The 17,086-nt window shown below is 64.5% G+C and carries 12 protein-coding genes; 9 read left to right on the forward strand and 3 right to left on the reverse strand.

Annotated features, from left to right (window positions below; genetic code table 11):
- The first annotated feature begins 36 nt into the window (after window positions 1–36).
- From nuoG to nuoN, 8 genes are all read left to right on the forward strand, one after another.
- A complete protein-coding gene (nuoG, locus tag BLR77_RS13800; protein ID WP_074678659.1) occupies window positions 37–2,760 on the forward strand; it encodes an NADH-quinone oxidoreductase subunit NuoG in 2,724 nt (907 codons plus the stop codon).
- Window positions 2,757–3,749, forward strand: coding sequence for an NADH-quinone oxidoreductase subunit NuoH (nuoH, locus tag BLR77_RS13805; protein ID WP_074678661.1), 993 nt, complete (start codon window positions 2,757–2,759; stop codon window positions 3,747–3,749). Before nuoG ends, nuoH begins: the two co-directional genes overlap by 4 nt.
- Before the next feature lie 154 nt (window positions 3,750–3,903).
- Window positions 3,904–4,452 (forward strand): NADH-quinone oxidoreductase subunit NuoI, encoded by a 549-nt coding sequence (gene nuoI / locus BLR77_RS13810; RefSeq protein ID WP_074678663.1) that lies wholly within the window; start codon window positions 3,904–3,906, stop codon window positions 4,450–4,452.
- 67 nt (window positions 4,453–4,519) lie between these two features.
- Window positions 4,520–5,029, forward strand: coding sequence for an NADH-quinone oxidoreductase subunit J (gene nuoJ / locus BLR77_RS13815; protein ID WP_074678665.1), 510 nt, complete (start codon window positions 4,520–4,522; stop codon window positions 5,027–5,029).
- On the forward strand, window positions 5,026–5,334 hold the full coding sequence (gene nuoK, locus BLR77_RS13820; protein ID WP_003460477.1) for an NADH-quinone oxidoreductase subunit NuoK: 309 nt from the start codon (window positions 5,026–5,028) through the stop codon (window positions 5,332–5,334). The genes nuoJ and nuoK overlap by 4 nt, the downstream gene beginning before the upstream one ends.
- The gene (gene nuoL, locus BLR77_RS13825) at window positions 5,331–7,181 is read left to right on the forward strand and encodes an NADH-quinone oxidoreductase subunit L (RefSeq protein ID WP_074678667.1); all 1,851 of its coding nucleotides are present in this window, start codon (window positions 5,331–5,333) and stop codon (window positions 7,179–7,181) included. Before nuoK ends, nuoL begins: the two co-directional genes overlap by 4 nt.
- Window positions 7,182–7,196: 15 nt before the next feature.
- Window positions 7,197–8,726, forward strand: a complete 1,530-nt coding sequence (gene nuoM, locus BLR77_RS13830; RefSeq protein WP_074678669.1) for an NADH-quinone oxidoreductase subunit M — start codon at window positions 7,197–7,199, stop codon at window positions 8,724–8,726.
- Window positions 8,727–8,745: 19 nt separating this feature from the next.
- Complete coding sequence (gene nuoN / locus BLR77_RS13835) at window positions 8,746–10,230, forward strand: NADH-quinone oxidoreductase subunit NuoN (protein ID WP_074678671.1); 1,485 nt, start codon at window positions 8,746–8,748, stop codon at window positions 10,228–10,230.
- A 111-nt stretch (window positions 10,231–10,341) separates the two neighbouring features.
- Here the strand turns inward: nuoN and tam are convergent, their stop codons facing one another.
- Window positions 10,342–11,103 carry a trans-aconitate 2-methyltransferase gene (gene tam, locus BLR77_RS13840; protein WP_074678673.1) on the reverse strand — a complete coding sequence of 254 codons (762 nt, stop codon included), beginning with the start codon at window positions 11,101–11,103 and terminating at the stop codon, window positions 10,342–10,344.
- 323 nt (window positions 11,104–11,426) lie between these two features.
- On the opposite strand from tam, the gene BLR77_RS13845 reads away from it, so the two are divergent.
- Window positions 11,427–12,434, forward strand: coding sequence for a TRAP transporter substrate-binding protein (locus tag BLR77_RS13845; RefSeq protein ID WP_074678675.1), 1,008 nt, complete (start codon window positions 11,427–11,429; stop codon window positions 12,432–12,434).
- A gap of 48 nt (window positions 12,435–12,482) precedes the next feature.
- Here the strand turns inward: BLR77_RS13845 and BLR77_RS13850 are convergent, their stop codons facing one another.
- Window positions 12,483–13,955: an efflux transporter outer membrane subunit gene (locus tag BLR77_RS13850; protein ID WP_074678677.1), complete on the reverse strand. Its 1,473-nt coding sequence runs from the start codon at window positions 13,953–13,955 to the stop codon at window positions 12,483–12,485.
- Window positions 13,952–17,056: a multidrug efflux RND transporter permease subunit gene (locus BLR77_RS13855; RefSeq protein ID WP_074678679.1), complete on the reverse strand. Its 3,105-nt coding sequence runs from the start codon at window positions 17,054–17,056 to the stop codon at window positions 13,952–13,954. The genes BLR77_RS13850 and BLR77_RS13855 overlap by 4 nt, the downstream gene beginning before the upstream one ends.
- Window positions 17,057–17,086 lie beyond the last annotated feature (30 nt).

Consider the following 17,086-nt stretch of genomic DNA (forward strand, 5'->3'; position numbering starts at 1 on the left):
CCGCTTTAACCAGCGGGTAAACGAAGACTCAAAGAAATGGCCACTATCCACGTAGACGGCAAAGATTTCGAAGTCGATGGAGCAGACAACCTCCTGCAGGCCTGCCTGTCCCTCGGACTCGATATCCCCTACTTCTGCTGGCACCCGGCGCTTGGCAGCGTCGGGGCGTGCCGGCAGTGCGCGGTCAAGCAGTACAGCGACGAGAACGACACCCGCGGTCGTATCGTCATGTCCTGCATGACGCCTGCCACCGACAACACCTGGATCAGCATCGACGACGAGGAGTCCAAGGCGTTCCGCGCCAGCGTCGTCGAATGGCTGATGACCAACCACCCGCACGACTGCCCGGTGTGCGAGGAAGGTGGCCACTGCCACCTGCAGGACATGACGGTGATGACCGGGCACAACGTCCGTCGCTACCGGTTCAGCAAGCGGACTCATCAAAATCAAGAGTTGGGCCCGTTTATCGGCCACGAGATGAACCGCTGCATCGCCTGCTACCGCTGCGTGCGCTACTACAAGGACTACGCCGGCGGCACCGACCTGGGTGTGTTCGGCGCGCATGACAACGTGTACTTCGGCCGCGTCGAGGACGGCACGCTGGAAAGCGAGTTCTCCGGCAACCTGGTCGAGGTCTGCCCCACCGGCGTGTTCACCGACAAGACCCACTCCGAGCGCTACAACCGCAAGTGGGACATGCAGTTCGCCCCGAGCATCTGCCACGGCTGCGCCAGCGGCTGCAACATCAGCCCCGGCGAGCGCTACGGCGAGCTGCGTCGCATCGAGAATCGCTTCAACGGTTCGGTGAACCAGTACTTCCTCTGCGACCGCGGCCGCTTCGGCTATGGCTACGTCAACAATGAGGATCGCCCGCGTCAGCCGCTGCTGGCCGGCCAAGCCATCGGCATCGATGCCGCGCTGGACAAGGCCGCCGAGCTGCTCAAGGGCAAGCGCGTGATCGGCATCGGCTCGCCGCGCGCCAGCCTGGAATCCAACTTCGCCCTGCGCGAGCTGGTAGGTGATGGCAATTACTATAGCGGCATCGCTGCCAGCGAACTGGCCAATATCCGCCTGATCCGCGACATCCTGCAAAACGGCCCGCTGCCGACCCCGACCCTGCGCGACGTCGAGCTGCACGACGCCATCTTCGTTCTCGGCGAAGACCTGACCCAGACCGCCGCGCGCCTGGCCCTGGCCCTGCGTCAGGCGGTCAAGGGCAAGGCCACCGAAATCGCTGCCGGTGCGCGCATTCAGGACTGGCACATGGCGGCGGTGCAGAACGTCGCCCAGCACGCCCTGCACCCTCTGTTCATTGCCAGCGTGACGGAAACCCGCCTCGACGATATCGCCGAGCAGTGCGTGCACGCCGCCCCTGCTGATCTCGCCCGCATTGGTTTCGCCGTGGCCCACGCCATCGACCCGAGCGCGCCAGCCGTCGACGGCCTGGAAGCCGAAGCCGGCGTACTGGTGCAGCGCATCGCCGATGCCCTGATCAATGCCAGGCGCCCGCTGATCGTCTCTGGCGCCTCGCTGGGCGACAAGGCCCTGATCGAAGCCGCCGCCAATATCGCCAGCGCGCTGAAGAACCGTGAGAAGAACGGCTCGCTGAGCCTGGTGGTGCCGGAAGCCAACAGCCTGGGCCTGGCGCTGCTTATGGGTGAAGAGTTCGGCGACAAGTCCGTCGATGCCGCGCTGGATGCACTGAGCAATGGCCAGGCCGATGCCGTGATCGTGCTGGAAAACGACCTGTACCGCCGCGCCGATGCGGCCAAGGTCGACGCCGCGCTCAACGCCGCCCAAACGGTGATCGTCGCCGATCACCAGCGTACCGCCACCAGCGAGCGCGCCCACCTGCTGCTGCCGGTGGCCTCCTTCGCCGAAGGCGACGGCACCCTGGTCAGCCTCGAGGGCCGCGCCCAGCGTTTCTTCCAGGTCTATGAGCCGAGTTACTACGACGCCAGCATCCTGATCCGCGAAGGCTGGCGCTGGCTGCATGCCCTGCACAGCACGCTGCAGTGCAAGGCCGTGGACTGGACGCAACTGGATCAGGTCACCGCAGCCTGCGCCGCCAGCAACCCGCATTTGTCCGGCATCAAGGACGCCGCGCCGAGCGCCTCGTTCCGCATCAGGGGCCTGAAGCTTGCGCGCGAGCCTCACCGCTACAGCGGCCGCACCGCCATGCGCGCCAACATCAGCGTGCACGAGCCGCGTCAGCCGCAGGACCAGGACTCGGCCTTCGCCTTCTCCATGGAAGGCTACGCCGGCAGCAAGGAAGACCGTCAACAGATTCCGTTCGCCTGGTCGCCGGGCTGGAACTCGCCGCAAGCCTGGAACAAGTTCCAGGACGAGGTCGGTGGTCACCTGCGTGCCGGTGACCCCGGCGTGCGCCTGCTCGAAGCCGCCGGCAACGTCCTGCCCTGGTTCGCGGTGAATGCTGCGTTCAACCCGGCGGCGGGCACCTGGCAGGTGGCGCCGCTGCACCACCTGTTCGGCAGCGAGGAAAACTCCGCACGCGCCAAACCGATTCAGGAACGTATGCTCGAACCCTACGTGGCCCTGGCCCGTGAGGAAGCGGCACGCCTGGGCGTGAACGACGGCGCGCTGCTGGCCCTGCGCGTCAACGGCCAGGCGCTGCGCCTGCCACTGCAAGTCCGCGACGACCTGGCCGTCGGCCTGGTCGGCCTGCCGCTTGGCTTGCCAGGCATTGCCGCGACGCTCGCCGGCGCCAGCGTGACCCTGCTGCAGGAGGCCGCGCAATGAGCTGGCTGACGCCCGAACTGATCGAGATCGTCGTCGCGGTACTCAAGGCCATCGTCATCCTGCTGGTGGTGGTGGTCTGCGGCGCGCTGCTGAGCTTCGTCGAGCGGCGCCTGCTCGGTTGGTGGCAGGATCGCTACGGCCCCAACCGTGTGGGGCCGTTCGGCATGTTCCAGATCGCCGCCGACATGATCAAGATGTTCTTCAAGGAGGACTGGACGCCGCCGTTCGCCGACAGGTTCATCTTCATCCTGGCGCCGATGATCGCCTTCTCGGCGATGCTGATGGCCTTCGCCATCATCCCCATCACCCCGACCTGGGGCGTGGCGGACCTGAACATCGGCATCCTGTTCTTCTTCGCCATGGCGGGGCTTTCGGTGTACGCGGTGCTGTTCGCCGGCTGGTCGAGCAACAACAAGTTCGCCCTGCTCGGCGCCCTGAGGGCTTCGGCGCAGACGGTCTCCTACGAGGTGTTCCTGGCCCTGGCGCTGATGGGCGTGGTGGCGCAGGTCGGCTCGTTCAACATGCGCGATATCGTCGATTACCAGGCGCAGAACCTGTGGTTCATCATTCCGCAGTTCTTCGGTTTCTGTACCTTCTTCATCGCTGCTGTCGCCGTGACCCACCGTCACCCGTTCGACCAACCGGAAGCCGAGCAGGAGCTGGCCGATGGTTACCACATCGAATACGCCGGGATGAAATGGGGCATGTTCTTCGTCGGCGAATACGTCGCCATCGTCACCGTGTCCGCCCTGCTGGTAACGCTGTTCTTCGGTGGCTGGCACGGCCCGTTCGGCCTCCTGCCGCAGATTCCGTTCTTCTGGTTCGCGCTGAAAACGGCCTTCTTCATCATGATCTTCATCCTGCTGCGCGCGTCGATCCCACGCCCGCGCTATGACCAGGTCATGGCCTTCAGCTGGAAGTTCTGCCTGCCGCTGACCCTGATCAACCTGCTGGTGACCGGCGCCGTCGTGCTGGCCACGGCCCAGTAAGAGGAGATTTACAAAGCAGCGAACGAAGGTCAGGCAAGGCGAAGTTCGCCGAAAAAGCGGAGTGTACGAGTAGTACATGAGCATTTTGAGGTGAGCTTCAACGCAGCATGGCCGAGTGCAGCAATTTGTAGATTTCCTCGTAGGAGAAATGAGAATGTTCAAATACATCTGGGACATCCTGGTTGGCACTGCCACCCAGCTGCGCAGCCTGGCCATGGTGTTCAGCCATGGCTTTCGCAAGCGCGACACCCTGCAATACCCGGAAGAGGCGGTCTACCTGCCGCCGCGCTACCGTGGCCGCATCGTCCTGACCCGCGACCCTGACGGCGAAGAGCGCTGCGTAGCCTGCAACCTGTGCGCAGTGGCCTGCCCGGTGGGCTGCATTTCGCTGCAGAAGGCCGAGACCGATGATGGTCGCTGGTACCCGGAGTTCTTCCGCATCAACTTCTCGCGCTGCATCTTCTGCGGCCTGTGCGAGGAAGCCTGCCCGACCACCGCGATCCAGCTCACCCCCGATTTCGAGATGGGCGAGTTCAAGCGTCAGGATCTGGTGTACGAGAAGGAAGACCTGCTGATCAGCGGCCCCGGCAAGAACCCGGACTACAACTTCTACCGCGTTGCCGGTATGGCCATCGCCGGCAAGCCCAAGGGCGCCGCGCAGAACGAGGCCGAGCCGATCAACGTCAAGAGTCTGCTGCCATGACTCGTTCTTACCCTCTCCCCCAGCCCCTCTCCCGCAGGCGGGAGAGGGGAGCCATGAGGAGCTTCTGATGGAATTTGCCTTCTACTTCTCCGCCGGTGTGGCGGTGGCAGCGACGGTGGGGGTGGTCACCAACACCAACCCGGTGCACGCCCTGCTCTATCTCATCGTCTCGCTGCTGGCGGTGTCGATGGTGTTCTTCGCCCTCGGCGCGCCCTTTGCCGGCGCACTGGAAATCATCGTCTACGCGGGCGCCATCATGGTGCTGTTCGTGTTCGTGGTGATGATGCTCAACCTCGGCCCGGCTGCCGTCGAGCAGGAGCGCAAGTGGCTGACGCCCGGTATCTGGGTCGGCCCGGCGATTCTCAGCGCCCTGTTGCTCGGTCAGTTGCTCTATGTGCTGCTGAACCACGTCAGCGACGCCCATATCGGCCATACCACGGTCGAAGCCAAGGCCGTCGGCATCAGCCTCTTCGGCCCCTATCTGCTGGCCGTGGAGCTGGCCGCCCTGCTGCTGCTTGCCGCGCTGGTCGCTGCCTTCCATCTGGGTCGCCATGAAGCCAAGGAGCCCAGCGTATGACCGGCATCCCCCTCGAACACGGCCTGGCCCTGGCCGGCGTGCTGTTCTGCATCGGCCTGGTCGGCCTGATGGTGCGGCGCAACATCCTGTTCATCCTGATGAGCCTGGAAGTGATGATGAACGCCGCTGCGCTGGCCTTCGTCGTTGCCGGTGCCCGCTGGGGCGCGGCTGACGGCCAGGTGATGTTCATTCTGGTGATCACCCTGGCAGCTGCCGAGGCCAGCATCGGCCTGGCGATCCTGCTGCAGCTGTATCGCCGCTTCAACACTCTGGATATCGACGCTGCCAGCGAGATGCGCGGATGAACCTTCTAGCCCTGACTCTATTCCTCCCGCTGCTCGGCTGGCTGCTGCTGGCCTTCTCACGCGGGCGCCTCTCGGAAAACACCAGTGCGCTGATCGGCGTCGGCTCCATCGGCCTGGCTGCTGCCAGCGCTGCCTGGGTCATCGCCGCGTTCCTCGGCAATCCGCCGGCTGACGGCGCCTACAGCCTGACCCTGTGGCAGTGGATGAGCGTCGAAGGCCTGGCGCCGAGCTTCACCCTGTACCTGGACGGCCTATCGGTGACCATGCTCGGCGTGGTCACCGGCGTGGGTTTCCTGATCCACCTGTTCGCCAGTTGGTACATGCGCGGTGAGGAAGGCTATTCGCGCTTCTTCGCCTACACCAACCTGTTCATCTTCAGCATGTTGCTGCTGGTATTGGGCGACAACCTGCTGGTGCTGTTCTTCGGCTGGGAAGGCGTGGGCCTGTGCTCGTACCTGCTGATCGGCTTCTACTACAAGCACGTGCCCAACGGTAACGCGGCGCTCAAGGCCTTCATCGTCACCCGCGTCGGCGACGTGTTCCTGATGATTGGCCTGTTCCTGCTGTTCCTCAACCTCGGCACCCTGAACATCCAGGAGCTGATGGTGCTGGCACCGCAGCGCTACGTGGCCGGCGACACCTGGCTGTGGCTGGCCACCCTGATGCTGCTTGGCGGCGCAGTGGGCAAGTCCGCCCAGCTGCCGCTGCAGACCTGGCTGGCCGACGCCATGGCCGGCCCGACCCCGGTGTCGGCGCTGATCCACGCGGCGACCATGGTCACCGCCGGCGTGTACCTGATCGCCCGTACCCACGGCCTGTTCCTCCTGACCCCGGAGATTCTCGAGCTGGTCGGCATCGTCGGCGGCGTGACCCTGGTGCTGGCCGGCTTCGCCGCGCTGGTGCAGACCGACATCAAGCGCATCCTCGCTTACTCGACCATGAGCCAGATCGGCTACATGTTCCTCGCCCTGGGCGTTGGCGCCTGGGATGCGGCGATCTTTCACCTGATGACCCACGCCTTCTTCAAGGCTCTGCTGTTCCTCGCATCCGGTGCGGTGATCCACGCCTGCCACCATGAGCAGAACATCTTCAGGATGGGCGGCCTGTGGAAGAAGCTGCCACTGGCCTACGCCAGCTTCGTCGTCGGCGGCGCGGCGCTGGCCGCCCTGCCGCTGCTCACCGCCGGCTTCTACTCCAAGGACGAAATCCTCTGGGAAGCCTTCGCCAGCGGCCATAACGAGCTGCTCTACGCCGGCCTGCTTGGCGCCTTCCTCACCTCGATCTACACCTTCCGCCTGATCTTCATCGCCTTCCACGGCGAGCAGAAGACCGAGGCACACGCCGGTCATGGCATCGCCCACAACCTGCCGCTGCTGGTGCTGATCGTGCTGTCCACCTTCATCGGTGCCTGGATCACCCCGCCGCTGGCCGGCGTGCTGCCGGAAAGTGCCGGCCATGCCGGTGGCGAGGCCAAGCACAGCCTGGAGCTGCTGTCGGGGCTGATCGCGGTAAGCGGCATCGTCGTCGCAGCGCTGCTGTTCCTCGGCCAGCGCCGCGTCGCCTCCGCCGTGGCGCAGAGCACGCCGGGTCGCCTGTTGAGCGCCCTGTGGTTCGCCGCCTGGGGCTTCGACTGGCTCTACGACAAGCTGTTCGTGCGCCCCTACCTTGCGCTCTGCCATCTGCTGCGCCGCGACCCCATCGACCGCAGCATCGGCCTGATTCCGCTGCTCGCGCGCGGCGGCAACGCTGCACTGGTGCACAGCGAGAACGGCCAGGTGCGCTGGTACGCCGCGTCGATCGCCGGGGGCGCCGTACTGGTGCTCGCCGCCATCCTATTTTTGAGTTAAGGAAAACAGCCTGTCATGATTCTGCCCTGGCTAATCCTGATTCCCTTCATCGGCGGCCTGCTGTGCTGGCAAGGCGAGCGCTTCGGCCACGTCCTGCCGCGCTGGATCGCCCTGATCACCATGGGCCTGCTGTTCGGCCTGAGCCTGTGGCTGTGGGTCAGTGGTGATTTCACCCTGGCCCCGGCACCTGGCAGCGAGCCGCGCTGGGCCCATGAGTTCGTCATAGACTGGATCCCGCGCTTAGGGATCACCATCCACCTGGCGATGGACGGCCTATCGGTGCTGATGGTGACGCTGACCGGCCTGCTCGGTGTGCTCTCGGTACTCTGCTCGTGGAACGAAATCCAGCACCGCGTCGGCTTCTTCCACCTCAACCTGATGTGGATTCTCGGCGGCGTGGTCGGCGTGTTCCTCGCCGTCGACCTGTTCCTGTTCTTCTTCTTCTGGGAAATGATGCTGGTGCCGATGTATTTCCTCATCGCGCTCTGGGGTCATAGCGGCAGCGACGGACGTACGCGCATTACCGCTGCCACCAAGTTCTTCATCTTCACCCAGGCCAGCGGCCTGATCATGCTGCTGGCGATCCTGGCTCTGGTATTCGTGCACTTCAACCAGACCGGCGTGCTGACCTTCAACTACGCCGACCTGCTGAAGACCGAGCTGGCGCCGGGCACCGAATACCTGCTGATGCTCGGTTTCTTCGTCGCCTTCGCGGTGAAGTTCCCGGTGGTGCCGGTGCACTCCTGGCTGCCGGACGCCCACGCCCAGGCGCCGACCGCAGGTTCGGTGGACCTGGCCGGCATCCTGCTGAAGACCGCCGCCTACGGCCTGCTGCGTTTCGCCCTGCCGCTGTTTCCCAACGCTTCCGCCGAGTTTGCGCCGATCGCCCAGTGGCTCGGCGTGTTCGCCATCCTCTATGGCGCCTTATTGTCCTTCGCACAGACCGACATCAAGCGCCTGGTGGCCTACTCCAGCGTGTCGCACATGGGCTTCGTGCTGATCGCCATCTATTCGGGCAGCCAGATCGCCCTGCAGGGCGCGGTGGTGCAGATGGTCGCCCACGGCCTGTCCGCCGCCGCGCTGTTCATCCTCTGCGGCCAGCTTTACGAGCGCCTGCACACCCGTGACCTGCGCCAGATGGGCGGGATCTGGGCGCGCATGCCCTGGTTGCCGGCCATCAGCTTGTTCTTCGCCGCCGCCGCACTGGGCCTGCCGGGCACCGGCAACTTCGTCGGCGAATTCCTCATTCTGCTCGGCAGCTTCCCCAGCGCGCCCTGGGTCGTGGTGCTGGCCGCCACCGGCCTGGTGCTCGGTTCGGTGTACGCCCTGGCGATGATCCACCGCGCCTACTTCGGCCCGGTGCAACAGGACACGCCGCTGCCGGGCCTTAAAGCCCGCGAACTGGCCATGGTGCTCGGTCTCGGCGTGCTGCTGATTCTGCTTGGCGTTTACCCGCAGCCGGTGCTCGATACCTCCGCGGCCAGCATGCATGGCGTGCAGCAGTGGATGGCAGGTGCCCTCAATCAACTCGCCTCGGGCCGGTAAGGGTAAGGATTAGAGACTCATGGAACATCACGCTGTCGAATTCACCCTGCAACACCTGATCGCCCTGCTGCCGCTGCTGGTGACCAGCCTCACCGCCGTGGTGGTGATGCTGGCCATCGCCGCCAAGCGCAATCACGCCCTGACCTTCATCCTCTCGGTGGTGGGCCTGAACCTGGCGCTGCTGTCGCTGCTACCGGCTCTGGAGGTGGCACCGCTGGAAGTCACCCCACTGCTGCTGATCGACAACTTCGCCTGCTACTACATGGCGCTGGTGCTGGCCGCCAGCCTGGCCTGCATCACGTTGATCCATGCCTACCTGGGCGGCGCATCGGGCAAGGGTTACCCGGGCAACCGCGAGGAGCTGTACCTGCTGGTGCTGCTGTCGGCTGCTGGCGGTCTGGTGCTGGTCAGCGCCCAGCACCTGGCCGGCCTGTTCATCGGCCTGGAACTGCTGTCGGTGCCGACCTACGGCATGATCGCCTACGCCTTCTTCAACAAGCGCTCGCTGGAAGCCGGCATCAAGTACATGGTGCTGTCGGCGGCCGGCAGCGCCTTCCTGCTGTTCGGCATGGCGCTGCTGTACGCCGAGTCCGGCAACCTGGCCTTCGCCGATATCGGCGTCAGCCTGGCACGGGAAAGCAGCCAGCTGGTACAGATCGGCATCGGCATGATGCTCATCGGCCTGGCCTTCAAGCTGTCGCTGGTACCCTTCCACCTGTGGACGCCGGACGTCTACGAAGGCGCACCGGCACCGGTGGCCGCCTTCCTGGCCACCGCCAGCAAGGTGGCGGTGTTCGCCGTGTTGCTGCGCCTCTACCAGATTTCCCCGGCCATGAGCGGCGGCTGGCTGAACGAGCTGCTGACACTGATCGCGATTGCCTCGATCCTGTTCGGCAACCTGCTGGCGCTGCTGCAGAACAACCTCAAACGCCTGCTTGGCTACTCTTCCATTGCCCACTTCGGCTACCTGCTGGTGGCGCTGATCGCCAGCAAGGGCCTGGCCGTGGAGGCCGTGGGCGTATACCTGGCCACGTACGTGCTGACCAGCCTCGGCGCATTCGGCGTGATCACCCTGATGTCCACGCCCTACAGCGGCCGCGATGCCGATGCGCTGTACGAGTACCGTGGCCTGTTCTGGCGCCGCCCGTACCTGACCGCCGTACTCACGGTGATGATGCTGTCGCTGGCCGGTATTCCGCTGACGGCGGGCTTCATCGGCAAGTTCTACGTGATCGCCGCCGGTGTCGAGGCGCAGCTGTGGTGGCTGCTCGGCGCCATGGTGCTGGGCAGTGCCATCGGCGTGTTCTATTACCTGCGGGTGATGGTCACCCTGTTCATGCGCGAACCCAACCTGCATCGTCACGACGCACCCTTCGACTGGGGCCAGCGTGCCGGCGGCATCATGCTGCTGGTGGTCGCCCTGCTCGCGTTCATCATCGGCGTGTACCCCCAACCGCTGCTGGAGCTGGTGCAGCACGCCGGACTGGTTGCCCTGGCGCGGTAAACGAAAAGCCCTGCAAAAGCAGGGCTTGTTCTTTCAAGGGTCGCGGCTAAAGCCCCTCCCACAGTCTTCACTGCGACCTGTGGGAGGGGCTTTAGCCGCGAGCTTGTTGCGCTACCGTCGAGCCACCAGAAACAGACGCGGGAATGGCAGCAGCACACGGCCATCGGCCTGCGCCGGGTAGGCTTCGGCAATCGCTGCCTGATAGCGTTCGAGGAAAGCCGCCTGCTGCTCGGCATCCAGTGGCTGCAGGAACGGCAGCAACGCCGTGGACTTGAACCACTCCACCACCGCCGCAGCATTCTCCAGTACGTGGAAATAGGTCGTGCGCCAGATATCCAGCTCGCTGGCATGACCGCCGAGGATGTCGTAGTAAGTCTGCGCGTCATGACGCTCGGCATGACGCACCTGGCCGATCTGCGCCGCCCACGGCCCCTCGGCCGCCAGCTCGCGGGCCAGACGATGCGCCGGCTCCTGCAGGTTGTCCGGCGTCTGGATCGCCAACCAACCACCCGGCGCCAGTTGCGCCAGCAATCGTGGATAGAGCTGAGCGTGATCGGGCAGCCATTGCAACGAGGCGTTGGCCAGAATCAGTTGCGGTGCGCTTTCGGCCTGCCAGTGCTGGATATCCGCCAACTGGAAGGCCACTTGCGGCAGACGCTCGCGCGCCGCACGCAGCATGTCTGCACTGCTGTCGATACCGATAACCCGCGCTTGTGGCGCATGCGCCTGCAACACGGCAGTGGAATTACCGGGACCGCAGCCCAGATCGACGGCCAGTTCGATGCCGTCGTGTGGCACCGCCGCCAGCAGATCATGTACCGGGCGGGTGCGCTGACGTTCGAACAGGGAATATTGCTGGGCGGACCAACTCATCGCATCACTCCTCGATTTCAATCGCGAGCCACAGGGTAACAGGCTGAGCGAATCCACAAGGCCTTCGCTGACACCGGCAAGTTTCCGCTTTCGCCCAGCACACGCATGGCGGATATCCGCCACCAATTGTGAGGCAGGTCACAGCCCTTTCCACACGTCAGGCAGGCTGGCGGAATTTCGCCACACTGGCATAAGCCTTGCGATGGTATGTCGCCAGCTTCGCTCACGGCATGGTGTCCATCAGCGCCTGAGCGACCGCCAAAGTGACCAACACGAAGTAGCCGAAAAGGCTCCGCAACCTGATAAGAAGAAAAGGAAGCAGTATGTTCAATACCGTTCGCGTCATGGCCGTATGCGCCATGGCGTTCGCCTCTATCAGCGCCACTACGGTGCTGGCCGATGAACCTATCCTGATCAAGTTCTCCCATGTTGTGGCCGATGCCACTCCCAAGGGCCAGGGCGCGCTGATATTCAAGCAGTTGGTCGAGGAGCGTCTGGCCGGCAAGGTAAGGGTCGAGGTCTATCCCAACTCCAGCCTCTATGGCGATGCCAATGAGCTGGAAGCCCTGCGCAACAACGATGTTCAGTTGCTGGCGCCGTCTCTGGCGAAGTTCGATCAGTACACCAAGCAACTGCAGGTGTTCGACCTGCCGTTCCTGTTCGATGACCTGGATGCGGTCAACCGCTTCCAGAAACGCGCCAAGGGCCGTCAGTTGCTGCGTTCGATGGAAGACCACAACATCGTCGGCCTGGCTTACTGGCATAACGGCATGAAGCAGCTTTCCGCCACGCGTGCGCTGAACATGCCCGGGGATGCCAATGGCCTGAGCTTCCGCATTCAGCCTTCGGCGGTACTGGAGGCGCAATTCGGTCAAGTGGGCGCAAAAAGTCAGAAACTGCCTTTCTCGGAAGTGTTCAAGGCGCTACAGAGTGGCCAGGTACAGGGTGCGGAAAACCCCTGGTCGAATATCTATAGCCAGAAGCTGCATGAAGTGCAGCCCTTCATCAGCGAAACCAACCATGGCGTGCTGGACTACATGCTGGTGAGCAACTCGCGCTTCTGGTACGGCATCCCGCATCAGATTCGGATGGAGCTGGAAGCCATCATCGATGAGGTCACCTACGTGGTGAACAAGCAGGCCGAAGCCGCCAACCAGGCCGACCGCCAGCGCATCGTGGATTCGGGTCGCAGCCAGGTCATCAACCTGACCGCCGAACAGCGCCAGGCCTGGCGCGACGCCATGCGTCCGGTATGGGAACAGTTCGAAGGGCAGATTGGCAGTGACGTGATCAAGGCTGCGCAGACGGTAAACCGTAAGCATCGCGAATGACCCACAGTCGGCATGGCGGTTTTCCGCCATGCCGACTGATTGCTCCTCTCACTTACTGGCCGGCTGCTGGTGCAGTCGCTCAACCTGCCAGCCGCCGCCCAGGGCAGCGATCAACTGCACACTGGCCGTCAGCCGGCTACCCAACAGCGTGAGATTGGTACGTTCATTGTTCAGCGCGGTGGCCTGTACGGTGACCACGCTGTTGTAGTCGACGGTACCGGCGCGGTACTGGTTCTCGATCAGACGCAGCGACTCGCGCGCCGCATCCAGCGCCTCCTGCTGCACCCCGCTCTCCTGCTCCAGCACGCGCAGCTGCACCAGGTAATCCTCCACTTCACGGAAACTGTCCAACACGGCCTGGCGATATTGCGCCACGGTCTGGTCATAGGCCGCCTCGGTGCGTTCCAGCTCCGCACGCCGCGCGCCACCGTCGAACAGAGTCAGTGCCAGTTGCGGGCCGAGCGACCAGAAGCGGTTGGGCACCTCGATCCAGTCGGCGAAGCTGCTGCCACGATAGCCACCGCTGGCCGAGATACTCAGGTCCGGGAACCAGGCCGCCTCCGCTACGCCGATCTGCGCGTTGGCTGCCATCACCCGGCGTTCGGCGGCAGCAACGTCGGGGCGACGTTCGAGCAGTTGCGAAGGCAGCGCCACTGGCACCTCGGGCAACTCCGGCAGGCTCTCGCGCGGTGCGATGGACAGCTCGGCCGGACTGACGCCGACCAGCACGGCAATCGCATGCTCGAGCTGCGCGCGCTGCCATTGAAGATCGATGGCTTGCGCCTCGGTGCTCTTGAGCTGAGTGGTGGCCTGAGTCACGTCGGATTTGGGCACGATACCGGCCCGATATTGGTTCTCGGTCAGACGCAACGAGCGCGCGTAAGCCGCTACGGTGGCGTCGAGCAGGCGCTTCTGCTCATCGAGGATGCGCAGTTGCAGGTAGTTCTGCACCAGCTCGCCCTGCAGGCTCAGGCGTGCTGCGGCCAGGTCGGCAGCGCTGGCATCGAATTCGGCGCGACTGGCCTCCAGACCACGGCGCAGCTTGCCCCAGAGATCCAGCTCCCAGGCTGCGTTGAGGCTGAGGTCATAACTCTTGGAAATGCTTGACGCTCCAGAACCGCTGACGGTGACACCATCGGCGGTACGGATGGTGCTGTCACCACCACCCTGCCCGGCCCGAGTCACCCCGGCGCTGCCAGACAGGGTCGGATAGAAACTGGCCCGCGCACCGCGTACCAACGCCCGCGCCTGGCGGTACTGGGCCTCGGCGGCCGCCAGGTTCTGGTTGGACAGCTGCAGGCGCTCGACCAGGGCATTGAGTTCGGCGTCACCGTACAGCGCCCACCAATTGCCGCGCTCCAGGGCGTCTGCCGGCACGGCCGCCTTCCAGCCGTCGACCTGCTTGAACTGCACAGGCGCCGCCAGTTCTGGGCGCTGATAGTCAGGCCCCAGGGCGCAGCCGCCGAGCATGCCGGCCAGCAGCAAGGAGACGAGGGTTCGGGCGAAGGGAGCTCGGTTCATAGCGGATTTTCCAATGAAGCATCGGTGCGCACGCCGCGCCAGCGGTTGACGCGATGGCGCAGGCGGTCGAAGTAGAGGTAGACCACCGGAGTGGTGTAGAGGGTCAGCATCTGGCTCAGCACCAGGCCACCGACGATGGTGATACCCAGCGGCTGGCGCATCTCCGAACCTTCGGCACTGCCCAGCACCAGCGGCAAGGCGCCAAGGATCGCCGCCAGTGTGGTCATCATGATCGGGCGGAAACGCAGCAGGCAGGCCTGGCGGATGGATTCCTGCGGACTCAGGCGCTCACTGCGCTCCAGTTGCAGGGCCAGATCGACCATCAGAATGGCGTTCTTCTTGACGATACCGATCAGCAGGAACAGCCCCAGCAGCGAGATCAGGCTGAACTCCATGCCCACCAGTTGCAGCGCGAGCAAGGCGCCGACCCCGGCAGACGGCAAGGTCGAGAGAATGGTCAGCGGATGTACGTAACTCTCGTAGAGCACGCCCAGCACGATATACACCACCACCAGCGCCAGCAGGATCATCAGCGGCTGATTGCCCTGGGTCTGCTGGAAGGCCGCACCAGTGCCGCCGAGCATGCCCTGCACCTCGGTCGGCAGGCCGACGCGCGCCACGGCGTTGTCGATGGCGCGACTGGCCTGATCCAGGCTGACGCCTTCTGCTAGTGAGAAGCCGATGTTCTCGGCGGCGAACTGGCCCTGGTGGTTGACCCGGTCCTCTTCCAGGCTGCGTTCCCAATGGGCGAAGGTGGACAGCGGCACACGTGCGCCATCGGCGGTGATCAGCTGAATCTGGTCCAGTGCCTCGGGATGCTGGGCGTAGCGCGGGTTGATCTCCATCACCACGCTGTACTGGTTCAGCGCCTCGTAGATGGTGGAAACCTGGCGTTGGCTGAAGGCGTTGTTGAGCACTGCGGTGATCATGCTCATCTCCACGCCCAGGCGCTGCGCCGCTTCGCGATCCACCACCAGGCGAATCTGCTGGGCGCCGCTGTTCTCGCGGGCGTCGATGTCGGTCAGTTCGGGCAGCGTACGCAGCGCTTCGCGCACCCTGGGTAGCCACTCACGCAGAGCATCGAGATCGCCCGAGAGCAGCATGTACTCGTTCTCCGAGCTGCGCCCTTCGCGCCCACCGATCTGCAGATCCTGATCCGGCATGAGGAACATGCGCCCACCGGGCACCTTCGGCACAGTGGCGCGCAAGCGGTTGATCACCTGTTGCGATGACACGCCGCGCTCGCTGATGGGTTTCAGGCGCACGATCATGAAGGCGTTGTTGATCCCGCCGGCACCACCGATGAAGCCAGCCACACTCTCCACCGCCGGATCGGCCAGCACCGCCTTGCGGAAAATCTCCATCTTCGGCTGCATGACCTGGAACGACAGGCCATTGTCGCCGCGAATGAAACCGATCAGCTGCCCGGTGTCCTGTTGCGGCATGAAGGTCTTGGGAATGCTGACGAACAGATAGACGTTCAGCGCGATGGTCGCCAGCAGGCTGATCACCATCAGCAACGAATGGCGCAGTGCCCAGTCCAGCGAACGGCCGTAGACGGCCAGCACCCGCGTCTGCAGGCGGTCGCCCCATTGTTGCAAGCGTCCGCGTGACTGTTCGTCCTCCGCCTTGAGCCAGCGCGCGCAGAGCATCGGCGTCAACGTCAGCGACACCAGCAGGGAAATCACCACCGCCACTGCCAGGGTGATGGAAAATTCGCGGAACAGCCGCTCGACGATGCCGCCCATGAATAGGATGGAGACGAACACCGCGACCAGCGACAGATTCATCGACAGCAGGGTGAAACCGACTTCGCGCGTGCCCTTGAACGCCGCCGCCATCGGCTTCTCGCCGTTATGGATGTGCCGGGCGATGTTCTCCAGCACGACGATGGCATCGTCCACCACCAACCCGGTGGCGATGATCAGCGCCATCAGCGACAGGTTGTTCAGCGAGAACCCCAGCAGGTACATGGCGGCGAAACTGCCGATCAGCGACACCGGCACCGCCAGTGCCGGAATCAGCGCCGCGCGCCAGCGCCCGAGAAACGCCAGCACCACCAGAATCACCAGCCCCACGGCGATCAGCAGGGTCTGCTGGGCCTCGTGCAGGGTGGCGCGGATCACCGGCGAGCGGTCCATCGCCACTTCCAGCTCGACGCTGGCTGGTATCACCTCGCGCAGCGCCGGTAGCTCGGCGCGGATGTCGCTGATGGTCTGCAGGATGTTCGCCCCACTCTGCCGGTTGATCACCAGCAGCACCGCTTCCTTGTCGTTGTAGAAGCCACTGTTATAACGGTCTTCGACGCCATCGGTGACCGTGGCCACGTCGCCCAGGCGCACGGCAGCGCCATCCTGGTAGCGGATGATCATCGGCAGATAATCGGCGGCCTTGGCCAACTGGTCGCTGGCCTGCACTTGCCAGCGGCGCTGCTCGTCCTCGACCGCGCCCTTGGGACGCAGAGCGTTGCTGGCGGCGATGGTCTGGCGCACCTCATCCAGAGCGATGCCGTAGTGATCGAGCAGGCGCGGCTCGAGGGAAACCCGCACCGCCGGCAGCGAGCTGCCACCGACCTGCACCTCGCCCACGCCACCGACCTGGGACAGCTTCTGCGCCAGGATGGTCGAGGCCACGTCGTACAGCTGGCCCTTGTTCAGCGTGGCACTGGTCAGCGACAGCACCATGATCGGCGCCTGCGACGGGTTGATCTTGCGGTAGCTGGGCATGGTGCGCATGCCGCTGGGCAGCAGCTCGCGCGCGGCGTTGATCGCGGCCTGAACCTCGCGCGCGGCGGTGTTGATGTCCTTGTCCAGGTCAAACTGAATCATGATCCGCGTGCTGCCCTGGCTGCTGCGGCTGTTCATCTGGCTGACCCCGGCGATTGAGCCGAGCGAGCGTTCCAGCGGCGTGGCCACGGTGGACGCCATGATCTGCGGGCTGGCCCCCGGCAGGCTGGCCTGCACGGTGATGGTGGGGAAATCCATCTGCGGCAGTGGCGCCACCGGCAGCAGGCCGAAGCTGACGCCACCGAGCAGCATGATCGCCAGGCTCAGCAGCAGCGTCGCCACCGGACGGCGGATGAAGGGCGCGGACAGGTTCATGCGGGATGGGCCCCGCCAAGGCTTCGCCGA

The sequence above is a fragment of the Ectopseudomonas alcaliphila genome, assembly GCF_900101755.1.
Taxonomy (GTDB): domain Bacteria; phylum Pseudomonadota; class Gammaproteobacteria; order Pseudomonadales; family Pseudomonadaceae; genus Aquipseudomonas; species Aquipseudomonas alcaliphila.